12 protein-coding genes and 1 riboswitch are annotated in these 11,359 nt (G+C 45.0%); of the genes, 6 read left to right on the top strand and 6 right to left on the bottom strand.

All coding sequences use genetic code 11. The annotated features are described in order from the left end of the window. Nucleotides 1–38 precede the first annotated feature (38 nt). Nucleotides 39–749, bottom strand: coding sequence for a 2-phosphosulfolactate phosphatase (locus OHJ21_RS16805; RefSeq protein ID WP_100538718.1), 711 nt, complete (start codon nucleotides 747–749; stop codon nucleotides 39–41). A 199-nt stretch (nucleotides 750–948) separates the two neighbouring features. On the opposite strand from OHJ21_RS16805, the gene OHJ21_RS16800 reads away from it, so the two are divergent. The 5 genes from OHJ21_RS16800 to OHJ21_RS16780 all read left to right on the top strand — a co-directional run bounded on the left by OHJ21_RS16800 (nucleotide 949) and on the right by OHJ21_RS16780 (nucleotide 5,685). Continuing rightward, nucleotides 949–2,259 (top strand): MFS transporter, encoded by a 1,311-nt coding sequence (locus OHJ21_RS16800; RefSeq protein ID WP_100538717.1) that lies wholly within the window; start codon nucleotides 949–951, stop codon nucleotides 2,257–2,259. A 112-nt stretch (nucleotides 2,260–2,371) separates the two neighbouring features. Beyond that, nucleotides 2,372–3,238: a phosphosulfolactate synthase gene (comA, locus tag OHJ21_RS16795; RefSeq protein ID WP_100538716.1), complete on the top strand. Its 867-nt coding sequence runs from the start codon at nucleotides 2,372–2,374 to the stop codon at nucleotides 3,236–3,238. A gap of 178 nt (nucleotides 3,239–3,416) precedes the next feature. Next, nucleotides 3,417–4,073 (top strand): YitT family protein, encoded by a 657-nt coding sequence (locus OHJ21_RS16790; protein ID WP_394054310.1) that lies wholly within the window; start codon nucleotides 3,417–3,419, stop codon nucleotides 4,071–4,073. Between the two features lie 148 nt (nucleotides 4,074–4,221). Further along, nucleotides 4,222–4,316, top strand: a riboswitch (cyclic di-GMP riboswitch). 154 nt (nucleotides 4,317–4,470) lie between these two features. Then, complete coding sequence (locus OHJ21_RS16785) at nucleotides 4,471–5,199, top strand: helix-turn-helix transcriptional regulator (protein WP_326114557.1); 729 nt, start codon at nucleotides 4,471–4,473, stop codon at nucleotides 5,197–5,199. Between the two features lie 180 nt (nucleotides 5,200–5,379). After that, on the top strand, nucleotides 5,380–5,685 hold the full coding sequence (locus OHJ21_RS16780) for a Spo0E family sporulation regulatory protein-aspartic acid phosphatase (RefSeq protein WP_486020609.1): 306 nt from the start codon (nucleotides 5,380–5,382) through the stop codon (nucleotides 5,683–5,685). A gap of 82 nt (nucleotides 5,686–5,767) precedes the next feature. Here OHJ21_RS16780 and OHJ21_RS16775 read toward each other — a convergent pair whose 3' ends face one another. The 5 genes from OHJ21_RS16775 to nikA are packed head-to-tail and all read right to left on the bottom strand — an operon-like array spanning nucleotide 5,768 to nucleotide 10,645. Further along, nucleotides 5,768–6,529 (bottom strand): ABC transporter ATP-binding protein, encoded by a 762-nt coding sequence (locus OHJ21_RS16775; protein WP_326114559.1) that lies wholly within the window; start codon nucleotides 6,527–6,529, stop codon nucleotides 5,768–5,770. Further along, a complete protein-coding gene (locus tag OHJ21_RS16770; RefSeq protein WP_100538712.1) occupies nucleotides 6,526–7,326 on the bottom strand; it encodes an ABC transporter ATP-binding protein in 801 nt (266 codons plus the stop codon). Before OHJ21_RS16770 ends, OHJ21_RS16775 begins: the two co-directional genes overlap by 4 nt. After that, entirely contained in the window at nucleotides 7,323–8,171 is an 849-nt protein-coding gene (gene nikC / locus OHJ21_RS16765; protein ID WP_486020608.1) for a nickel transporter permease, read from the bottom strand. The genes OHJ21_RS16770 and nikC overlap by 4 nt, the downstream gene beginning before the upstream one ends. Beyond that, nucleotides 8,168–9,115: a nickel ABC transporter permease gene (nikB, locus tag OHJ21_RS16760; protein ID WP_486020606.1), complete on the bottom strand. Its 948-nt coding sequence runs from the start codon at nucleotides 9,113–9,115 to the stop codon at nucleotides 8,168–8,170. Before nikB ends, nikC begins: the two co-directional genes overlap by 4 nt. Then, entirely contained in the window at nucleotides 9,116–10,645 is a 1,530-nt protein-coding gene (gene nikA, locus OHJ21_RS16755) for a nickel ABC transporter substrate-binding protein (protein ID WP_486020605.1), read from the bottom strand. A 237-nt stretch (nucleotides 10,646–10,882) separates the two neighbouring features. Here nikA and OHJ21_RS16750 point away from each other — a divergent pair, with 237 nt between their 5' ends. Beyond that, nucleotides 10,883–11,329 carry a DUF5946 family protein gene (locus OHJ21_RS16750; RefSeq protein ID WP_326119257.1) on the top strand — a complete coding sequence of 149 codons (447 nt, stop codon included), beginning with the start codon at nucleotides 10,883–10,885 and terminating at the stop codon, nucleotides 11,327–11,329. The last annotated feature ends 30 nt before the right edge of the window (nucleotides 11,330–11,359 follow it).

Genomic DNA, 11,359 nt, shown 5'->3' with positions numbered 1-11,359 from the left:
GATGACGAACCAGAACTCACAAGCGGTACCAATCATAATCAGTGATTAAAGACCCCGACCTGGAACCTTTCAATCAACGGATGGTTTTTATTCAGATTCACTTTCATTACAAAGTCGGAAGGGATCTCTTTGATACAAAACGAAATATCCTCCTGTAAAAATTCCGGCTTTTCATGATCGTAAAATTTCCCGGCCGCTTCCGACTTTCGAATCCGTTCAATGGTGTCCTCGGCAGATATGCGGTTAGTGTCTTGGAGAATCTCCGCTATATATTGTGCACAGGCCAGATCATCATCGCCAGACGGATGCGAAGCAATTAAATTAATCATCATGTCGTCATCTTCTTTTAATAAGTTTCTCTTTATAAACGCTGCTGTTGTTCTTGCATTGGTGAACCCGGTAACGAATAAGTGCTCGGTGCTCAGCGCGTTTAAGGTTGCTGTAACTCCATTAGTTGTCTTCTGGATCAGAAATTTCTCCCGAAGATCAAAGTTGTGTAAACGTACAGGCGAATTATCCAGCTCAAACCCCGGAATCGGCAGCCCCTGTATCTCTCCCGCTAATAAAAAGTCAGGATCGATTTTCTTTAGGCGTAAGGCGTCGTCCAGAGTTCCTGCCAGAATGATACCCTGAACCCCATTGATAAAGGCATAGTGCGCTACGGTAAAAGCCCTTATGACATCAATTACAACATTGATGTGTGATGCGTCCAACGTATGATGGTGTCCTTGAATAATCTTTATCGGCATGTCGTATCCCCTTTCACCCGGCATAGTGGGGGTATGTTAGTAACAGTATATTGGCCCAAATCCAAGGAGTGCTCAAATCCTCTAAGGCTTCGGCAGCAATGAGGGAATATTAAATCCGGATGTGGTGATAATTAGGAAGCATGTACAAATCAAGAACATGCCCTGTATTACACGAATTTCAAGTCCGAGGAGCGATACCATGGAAAAGACCAAAAAGCGAAAACTGAATATCAGCTTTCATAGCGATATCGACCTGCAGACCGACTCCGCGGAGACAAAAGACAATGAATCTTCCGGAAAATCAAAATCTTCTAAAGGCTCAAAGGGTCAAGTGTGGGAGTTTATCGCACTGGCGACGATCCCGATCGTGCTCGTTTTCGGCAATTCCATGCTCGTCCCGGGGCTTCCTGAAATGCAAAGGGAACTGGGTATCAGTAAATTCCAAAGCAGCTTGATCATTACGATTTTCTCCTTGGCAGCAGGCTTGTTTATTCCGATTATTGGTTATTTGTCCGATCGATTTGGACGCAAAGTTATTATTATCCCTGCCTTGATCATATATGGAGGTGCCGGTATTCTGGCAGGATTCGGCGCCATCTGGAACTCTTTTGCGGTGATTATCTCCGCGAGGGCAATTCAGGGGCTTGCGGCCGCCGGAACAGCACCGATTGCCATGGCCCTCGTCGGCGATTTATACGATGGCGGGACGGAAAGCAAGGCACTGGGCCTAATCGAAGCCTCCAATGGGGCAGGGAAGGTACTCAGCCCGATCATCGGCTCCCTGCTTATGCTGATCGTATGGTATGCATCCTTTTTCGCGTTTCCCGTGTTCTGTGCGTTGTCGTTACTGGCCGTCATTTTTATGATCAAAGAATCGAAACAACATTCAAAGCAAGAACTAAGGAAATACCTTGGAAAAATCAGAGACATCTTTAAAGAAAAAGGCCGCTGGCTCATCACTGCTTTTTTTGCCGGTTCGCTAGGGCTATTCATTTTGTTTGGCGTACTATTTTATCTATCCAACATTCTTGAAGACAAGCCTTACAACATTGACGGGGTCATGAAGGGCTTGATTTTGGCCATTCCATTACTTGGGATGGTTATCACTTCCTATACGACCGGAAGCTTGATCAAGAAAAATGGCCTGCTGATTCGTTGGCTGATGAATATCGGGCTGATTGCCATGACCCTTTCTCTGGCGGCTACACTTTTCTTTTTTAAGAACATTTACATGTTTATCGGGCTGCTGACAGTCAGCTGCATTGGAACCGGAATGCTTCTTCCTTGCTTAAATACGATGATTACCGGCGCTGTTGAGAAAAGTGAGCGAGGAATGATTACGTCCCTCTATAATAGCTTGCGATTTTTGGGGGTTGCCGCAGGGCCACCCTTGTTCGGGTGGATGATGGATAAATCGGATCATGTTGTTTTTATAACAGTATCTTCACTATCCTTGGTTACTTTAGGTTTGGTGTTCTTTTTGATTAAGCCGCCTCGGCAGATCGGATGACCGGACAAACCCCTTATGACAAAAGATGGGCACCTGTCAATGGGTATGAGCATATTATGCCAATGTCATTGGATTAAACGACTAAATCAAAAAGAATTGAGGAGATCCTAGAATGAACAGTTCCCTGCGAACAGTTTGGCCCATGGAAATATGTGATCCGAGCGGGCTGCGCGAAAATCCCGAACACGGCAAAAAAGACCACGACACCTACGGGGTCATGGAACGCGGGATGACGATGGTGATTGATAAAGGCCTGGGTAGAAACATGTTTTCAGATGTGATCGAAACAGCCTCGGATTACATCGATTGCGTCAAATTCGGTTTTGGGACGGCTCCGCTGTATAAAACGGAAATGCTGCTATACAAGATCAATTTAGCCAAACAACATGGAATTACGGTCATGCCCGGCGGGACCTTGCTTGAGACAGCTGTGCAGCAAGAGGCCGTCCCCGCATTTTTTAATACCGTTTGCCGTCTTGGATTTAACGCTATAGAAGTATCTGACGGTACGATTGAGATGTCTCGAAAAAAACGAACGGAACTTATCCGGGAAGGTAAACAACGCGGACTTCGGGTCTTTACGGAATATGGTAAGAAACAATCCGGTTCCTACATCGACGCCGAAATGCTCGCGTATACGATGGAAGCGGATTTAGACGTAGGCGCCGAGTTTATCATCGTTGAAGCTCGCGAGTCCGGACTAGGTATCGGTATTTTCGATAAGCATGGCGAGTGCCAGGAAGAAATGATAAATAATATCATCGACAACGTGTCGGATGCAAGGAAGCTGATTTGGGAGGCACCTCTTAAGCAGCAGCAAGCGATGCTTCTCCAAAAATTTGGATCGAATGTACATTTGGGGAATATCCAACCCACCGAAGTGCTTTCCCTTGAAACGATGCGCCGGGGACTTCGTCAAGATACGTTTGAACTCGGGGTGAGAGAGAAACATACAGATGGATTTTGTTACGTAATTTAAACATAGACCAAACCACAAGAGAATGATGAATACTAGAGGGCTGCCTATGGATATCTCCAGAGTCAGCCTATACATATTTTCGTTAATGAGATCTATCCCGGAATCCCCTTTAGGGAACAAGCATACACTAAAAAAGCAGGACTGGCTTGTTACTCTAATCTATGAAGGATGATTCCGTGTGAATTTACAGATCATACCCGGGCGAAAGAATCCCTTTTTCTTGCGTCATATTTCTAAGAAACTCTTCTTCATTACCGCCGGCTCCATCATTCAAGGTTTTGCCATGGCCATGTTCTTGTTTCCTCACGCCATTCCTTCGGGGGGAGGAGCTGGGATCGCGGTGCTTCTGAACCATGCGTTCGAGATCCCAATGAGTCTCGGACTGTGGCTAGCCAATTTTATTTTCCTCGCCTTTACAGTCCCTTATCTTGACGGTGTCAGTGCCTTCGGGACCATATTTGTTATAACGGTAACGTCCGTTTCCGTTAATTTCTTCGAGGTGTTCTTAGAACCCCCGTTCGGCAACGTATGGATCGATCTTCTATTTGGCTCGGTTATTCTCGGAACAGGTGTCGCCATCCTCATAAAGCAGAGGGTATCGAATGGGGGAATCGGTTATGTTGCCTTAGCCATTTATAAGTATAAAAGAATTAACCCCGGTACCTCATTGTTCTGGATGAATGGAATCATATTCGCCTTCACGGCCTATGTGATCGATTGGAAAATTATTATCCTTGCAGTTGTATGCCAGTGGATATCGACCCGGATCATTAACTGGATTCATCAGTTTCCTCCTCCTAAGTCGATCTATGAACCCGCTTGGCGCAAAAAGTGATTCTGTGTATGGACATAAGAGTGATTGACAAATATAACAAAAATATGGAAATTTGGGTCGTGCGGCCTATATTAAATGAAAAACAATGTAAGTTATAGTTTGAATATGTCATAACATGTTTGAATATTCGACAAATTCACACTTCGTAGTACGATAATAGCAAACCCACTGAAAAGTGGCGACGCAAAGCTACAGGGGCTAATGTGGAGCTACTTAAGACCGCGATGCCAGCCAGTTACCGAATACGACGGAAGCCTCCGTCTGTTTTGTTGTGGTTATCATAATGGATGGGGGTTTTTTATTTTTCGCTAGGAGCTGCCGAATGCAGCCGCGGCGATGAATAGGAGATCGATTCCATTATTAATCGCTTATTCTTACAAGGGAAGAAGGGAAAATAATGGGTCAAAGAACACTGGTAGAAGCAAACAATCATTTTCCTAATATCCTCAGTATGACTGAAATAAAAGAAAGGTTGATTGAACGGAAAGAAATTCTTTATTTGCTCCAAGAGGAAACAAGGAATATGAACGATTTGCTGTCTATACCCTATCTATTTGTTATAACAGATATGGATGGAACCGTCATCGATTATTGCGGAACAGGTTCGTTAAAAAGTTTTCTCGAGAGAAATAATATGAAAAGTGGGACCTCATTGGCAATGGAAGACGCAGGAAATAATGCCATTTCATTATCCATGGAACAACAAACGCTTTCTGTCGTAGTTGGGGCCGAGCATAGTAATCGCTTGTTTTCAGAATTGGCGTGTGTTTGTACTCCCCTTCGAATAAAAAATGTGATCATAGGCTACCTGGGCCTAAGTTTTCATTATTTACACGAGGTTACATTTGCCATACCACTCATTGAACACTTGGCCAAGAATATTGAAGAAAAGTTACCTCAAAAGGATCCCATTCTGCAAAGGGAGCTGATCTATTCTCACTTTCACCAATATGAATTAACGAATCGAGAGAAAGAAATAGCATATGGGTGGCTGGAGAATAAAAATGTACCTGAAATTGCTGATATTTATGGTATTAGTCAAAGCACGGTTCGTACTTTTATTAAAAAGATATATGCAAAAACGAGAGTCAACCATAAAGGAGCATTTCTTAAAAAATTTACATAACCGTCATAAAAATTCTTAAGACAAAGATTACCCAATTCTGGGTATTTTTTTTGTTTGCGTCGAATTTTATAATGATAAGTAGCTGTAGCTGTAGCTGTAGCTGTAGCTGTAGCTGTAGCTGTAGCTGTAGCTGTAGCTGATTCGCGTTATCGATAAGATAAGAGCTTCAAATCTTATGGTTTGAAAAAGTTTGTCCCAGGAACTGTGGCAACGGTCATCAATCACTTGTTACGACGGGGGTGGGTGAACAAGATGATTTCTATCGAGAGCGAGCTCGAACAAGTAGCGAAAAAACTCGAACTTCTCCGAAGAGAGCTTGAGCGAATGGCTAGCAGCTTCGAATTGGTGCATCAAGATGTTGTCGCCATTTCACAGTCGTTGGATAAGCTGATTGTTCGTTACATGCAATTAAAAAACCAAGAGGAATATATCCAAAAGAAAGAGGAAGGGCACAAGGGGGAAGTCAGCGTATTTGAGAGACAATGACAAGAGATAGAGGAGAATGGGCACAGAAGATACCTTCTGTGCCTTATGTATTTCTGCAAGCAGCCGCGTGTGGGTACTCTATCTAAAAGATCGAAATAAGCTCCTGGGTATACGGATGCCGTTCATCCGAGAACAAATGATCGCGGTTGAATTGATCCACAAGCCTGCCGTCTTTCATAACCAAGATTCGTTGGCTCATTTGGGCTACAGCAGCCAAATCATGTGAAATAAATAAGTAAGACAAATTTAAAGAAGAGCGAAGCTTCGTCAATAAAGCCAGAACGGCCCCCTGTGTGATCACATCCAGGCTTGCCGTAGGTTCATCTAACACGACAAGTTCCGGTTCGATGCTTATCGCACGCGCAATCGTTACACGCTGGCGTTGTCCTCCGCTTAATTCGTGCGGATACTGATTCGCTAAACGCTCGGGTAGTTCAACGGCGTCAAGAAGCTGCTTGACGAAGGCCTCCTTAGAGGTATAGGAAAAATGCCGGAGACTGAGCTTCTTCCGGTACTGCTCGTACGGGTCTATCAGTGAATCCTTTATCTTGAGCTTGGGGTTCAAAGCAGCGGATGGATTTTGGAACACGATCTGCATCTTTTGTCGGTAAGGGTGCAATTGCCGCTCATTAAGCTGTTCAATCGCTTCATTCTTGAAATGAATCGCGCCTTCGTCGATCGTCTCGATTCGCAGCAAGCAGCGGGCGAGCGTGCTTTTGCCGCAGCCGCTTTCCCCGACAAGACCAAGACATTCCCCCTGATTCAGTTCGAAGGAGAGGTTGTTAATGGCAGTTTTCTGTCCCTGATATGATTTCGTAAGTTGTTTAACAGATAACAGCTTCATACAATCTCCGCCTCCCGTACACCCGATGAAAGTCGGTGATTTAGCGTTGGGGCCGCATGGATCAATGTTTGGGTATACTCGTGCCGAGGATGCGCAAGAACAAAGTCTTTTTCGCCCGATTCAATGATTTGGCCCTCTTTCATGATAGCCAGACGGTGGGCATAACGTTTGACATGGCGCCAATCATGGGTGATGAATAGAATGGCAAAGCCTGTCTCTTTTTGTTTCATTGCAAGGAGCTCCAAAATCTTATGGCCGGACACACTGTCCAGCGCCGTGGTGATTTCATCGGCAATTAATAAATCCGGCGACAGCAGAAGCGCCATAGCAATGGAGACCCGTTGAAGCTGCCCTCCGCTTAATTGAAACGGATACCGATGATACATGGATTCGTCTAACCCTACGGAATCTAGTGCAGCGAATGCGCTGAGCCGCCGAGTTTTGGAATCGGAGATACCGTGAGCTTTCTGGTATTCTTCAAAATGCTGGCCAATCGTTCTGAAGGGTGTAAATGAACCTTGGTAATCTTGAAAAATATAGGCTAGTTTCGAGCCGCGAACGGTTCTCATTTGTTTAGGTGATAGAGACAAAAGATGGAGTTCTTTATAGTATATGTTCCCTTCGACCCGCAAATTAGGTGGGAGCATTTGACCAATTGCCAGGGAGAGCAGGGATTTTCCACTGCCGCTTTGTCCAACCAGCGCATACCATTCTCCTTCACGGATGGAGAGTGTGACGTTATCGATAATCTTCTTGTCTTTGCTGCTTATGGAAACTTGCTCGACGGACAGCGTCATGATCGCACCTCTTTTCTTACATCAAAATGGTCGCGTAAATAATCCCCCAGCATATTCGTTAGCAGTACAGCGAATACAATGGATAAACCGGGATATATCATTAATTCAGGCTTTGATTGGAAATAGGGCCGAGAGTCGTTAAGCATGGCTCCCCATTCCGGAGTGGGAGGCTGAGCCCCGAGTCCAATGTATGAAAAGGCGGAAATGAGCAGGATAATCTTCCCAAGGTCAAGGCTTGCCAGTACAAGAACATGTCCCACGATATGAGGAAATAAATGCTTGCGCATGATTTTGCCCGAAGATAAACCATTGGTTCGAGCAATCAGAACGTAATCTTTTTGGGACTCCGATAATACTGTGCTGCGAACAAGCCGGGCATAACTGACCCATTTTACCATCACAATGGCAAGCACAAGGTTGCTGATCCCGGCTCCAAGCAATCCGCTCAGAACAATCGCGACAATCGTATCGGGGAAAGACAGAAATCCATCGGCAATACGCATGAAAATACGATCCACGACCCCTCGTTTAAATCCTGAAATAAGACCAAACGGGACTCCAATCACGAGAGAAACCATCAGAGCCAGTAAGCTGAAACCCATCGTTTGTTGTCCTCCCAGCAAGAGTCTGGTAAGAACATCCCGGCCGAGCTGGTCTGTTCCGAGCGGATGCCGAAGACTCGATCCTTGAAGGCGATGATCCAGGTTTGTTAATGTTGGATCATGTCTTAAGAAAATAAATACGTAAACGATAACCAATAAAACAAGGAACAGACTAACCAGTGCGAAGCTCCCTTGCCAGCCCGGCTTTTTTATCTTTGGCAATGGTGAAGACAAGCCTTTCATCCCTGTATCCCCCTTTCTTTGAGCTTCATTTCAGGGTTTAAATATCGGTAAGACAAATCCACGCTTGTGTTTACCATAAAAACAATAATGGCCATCATTAAAATGTAGCCCTGGATAAGGGGATAGTCTCGTTGGCGTATGGCATCCACGACAAGCTTTCCTACCCCTGGGTACGCAAATAGAACTTCAATGACTAACACTCCGCCGATCAAGCTTCCTAAACTGACGCCGAAAAAGGTAATGACAGGAGGGAGGCTGTGCCTGAAGGCATGCACGAAAAAAATTCTCCTCTCCGACAGACCTCGCGCTCTCGCGGCACGGATAAATTCCTGGCTAAGCGAATCAAGCAAGCTGGAGCGGAGTAAACGAACATATACACTGGAAATCGCCAAACCAAGCGTCAATGACGGCAAGACCAGGGTAATCCATCCGTCTCTTCCCATAATGGGCAGCCAGTTCAAGCGCACACCGAATAAGTCGATAAAAATAAGGCCAAGCCAAAAACTTGGAACGGCGGCTCCAAGAATGGATAGGATTCTGCTCAATTGATCTATCCAGCTATTCCGGTAAAGGGCGGACAGCGATCCGAGCGGGATGGATACGACCAGCATAACGATCAACGCACCGACCGCTAGTTCGAGTGTAGCCGGCAGTCCCGTTAAAATGACGTCCATTACGGGTTGACCCGTGATATAAGAGCTGCCGAAATCAAGCTGAACAAATTTAACCAGCCAAAGTCCATATTGGACAAGCAGCGGCTCATTGAATCCCATTTCCTCTCTTAGGGCCTCTACCTGCTCCTGACTTACGGATAATTCATCCACGTTCAAAATGGTTAAGACCGGATCGCCAGGGGCAAGTCGAATGAACAAGAAGCTGATAAACGTAATAAATAACAAAAAAAATAAGACTTCCGCGAATTTACGAGTAAGGATTCGGAGCATTTAATTCACATCCAACCGGTTTGTAATCATGTAATATTCACTGCGGGTAGTCAGCCAGTTTTTCACTTTGTGTTCGTTATAGGCAACAATGGTCGAAGGATGCAGAACAAACGAATTAATCATGTTGTTGTGAACATAATCAGCGGCTTGTTCCGAAAGCGAAGCACGTTCTTCTTGGTTCACGGTTTGATTGAGTTGATCAATAATGGCCGTCAGTTCAGGACTTTGAGCACCGGAAAAGTTGAGAGCGCCCGTTGGGTGATACGTTGCATTTAAGTAATAACCGGCGTCTCCGCGCGGGGCCGTTAGATTACTGTACGTAGCGAGATCCCAATCGCGGTTAGAAGCCATATACTCCTCGGGGATATCGATCTGGCGAATCTCAACGCCGATTCCGATTTGTTTGGCGTCCGACTGAAAAACTTGAGCTATCAAAGGCAAGTCTGCTCTTGCACTATAGGTCAATAAGGTGAAAGTCAATGGTTCACCGTTTTTTTGCATTTTCCCATTCACAAGTGAATATCCCGCTTTCTCCAAGTGCTTCACAGCGATGTCTGCACCCGTTTCGCTCTGTTCGTAAGTGGGGGCAAAGGGCAATGAAGGTAAAAATGGGCCGATAGCGGGTTCAGCGTAGCCTAACAGAATGGTATCTACAATCTTCTGCCGATCAATCAAGGCATCCACCGCGCGGCGAACATGAACGTCCTGTAAACTTTCGCGTTCCATATTCATGGTCATTTGATGCACGCGGAACGTCGCAGTCGACTCCACTTTAATTCCACCCTGGGCTTGCAATGATTCTAAGCTTTCTGTCTCCGGGCGATACACGATATCGACCTGACCGGATTGGAGCGCTAGCGAACGGGCATTGGCATCCTCGTTAAAGGCAAACGTCACGGAATCAAGGTTGGAAGCCCCATCCCAATAGTCGTCATAGCGTTCAAGCTCCAGCTTGCTCCCCGGCGAGAACGACTTTAATACGAAAGGACCGGTTCCTATAGGACGGTTTATAATGTCTTCTTCCGTTACGTCAATAATGGATACATTAGGATTAACAAGCTCAGAGACAAACTCGGGAAACGGTTGCTTTGTTGTGATTTGCAGTGTGTAACCGTCCGCTTCAATCTTTTCGATTTTGAGTGCATTCTGAATAGCTACACTCTCTTTTAATGCCCGTTCAAGGGAAGCCTTCACCGCATCAGCATCCATGATATGGCCGTTATGGAACGTAATATTCTCCCGTAATTTAATCGTCCAGTGCTGACCATCCTCACCTTCCCAGCTTTCCGCCAGCCAAGGCGCGATCGACAGATTCTCTTCATCCAGCCGTACCAGCGTTTCGGTTATCCCCGCCCGTAACGGAACATAACTTGAATCAACATGAGGATCTAAAGACTTCGTTGAGAAATTATAGAGAAAATGAATGTGCTTTTTCTCCTCGGCGCGTTGGGAGGGCCGGGCGCAAGCGCTGATCAAACTGATGCATACCAATAGGATGCCAAGCTTCAGAAAGTGATTTCTTATGTACATATGATGATCGCTCCTTTATTCGTAAACATTACGATCTAAATAATAGCTTAATGATCCTGTTGTGACAAGAAAATTTTCTGTTTGGATTTCAAGGTGTCGGGGGAAAAGGATCAAATCCCCTTGTTTTACTGGCGGTTTTAAGATTCGGCAGGAGATTGAATGCAATAAGTTGACCTTACGTAACGTCAATCTATTAATCTTGGGGAAAGTAGGGTTTTTGATGGGGGGATTGTAAAAGTGGTTGATAATCGAACAGTAATGGAGTCTGGAAGATGTATGGAGTGTGGAGCTAAGGGGATCGATGGGTTTTCATGCTATGAATTATTCGGTTTTCCTCTTGTCTGGGAACATCGTGATCCAGCGTTATATGCTTTACATTTTTGGCTTGTTTCATGTTATATGCTGCAGCATCCTTCCAACTATACAGAGGAAGGTTACCGATTGCTGGTTGATTTATTTACGGATGCTTATGATCATGATTGGGATACCGCCTATATACTCAAGAAAAATCGAGAGTTAGTAACCAAGGTGGGTAAAATAACAAACCCTCTTCCGAATAACGAAAGAAAACGCAAATCTAAATTTTGGTCAATGACCATAGAAGATATCTACTTGGGCGGTGAAACAAACGCCATCGCAAATATCATCAAGTGGAAAGAACAAATACGATATGAATTAAAATAAGAGAAACAACATTAAGATTTACTAAGGCAA

This window comes from Virgibacillus sp. LDC1 (assembly GCF_025792345.1).
Lineage (GTDB): Bacteria > Bacillota > Bacilli > Paenibacillales > Paenibacillaceae > Paenibacillus_AQ > Paenibacillus_AQ lautus.
Note: the sequence above shows the minus strand (reverse complement) of the source record. Positions and strands in the feature narration are given on the sequence as shown.

Bases quoted from the DNA above. Each gene is read 5' to 3' on its own strand.
- OHJ21_RS16805 (WP_100538718.1), bottom strand. From the start codon at position 749: ATGCCGATAAAGATTATTCAAGGACACCATCATACGTTGGACGCATCA.
- OHJ21_RS16800 (WP_100538717.1), top strand. From the start codon at position 949: ATGGAAAAGACCAAAAAGCGAAAACTGAATATCAGCTTTCATAGCGAT.
- comA (WP_100538716.1), top strand. From the start codon at position 2,372: ATGAACAGTTCCCTGCGAACAGTTTGGCCCATGGAAATATGTGATCCG.
- OHJ21_RS16785 (WP_326114557.1), top strand. From the start codon at position 4,471: ATGGGTCAAAGAACACTGGTAGAAGCAAACAATCATTTTCCTAATATC.
- OHJ21_RS16775 (WP_326114559.1), bottom strand. From the start codon at position 6,529: ATGAAGCTGTTATCTGTTAAACAACTTACGAAATCATATCAGGGACAG.
- OHJ21_RS16770 (WP_100538712.1), bottom strand. From the start codon at position 7,326: ATGACGCTGTCCGTCGAGCAAGTTTCCATAAGCAGCAAAGACAAGAAG.
- nikC (WP_486020608.1), bottom strand. From the start codon at position 8,171: ATGAAAGGCTTGTCTTCACCATTGCCAAAGATAAAAAAGCCGGGCTGG.
- nikB (WP_486020606.1), bottom strand. From the start codon at position 9,115: ATGCTCCGAATCCTTACTCGTAAATTCGCGGAAGTCTTATTTTTTTTG.
- nikA (WP_486020605.1), bottom strand. From the start codon at position 10,645: ATGTACATAAGAAATCACTTTCTGAAGCTTGGCATCCTATTGGTATGC.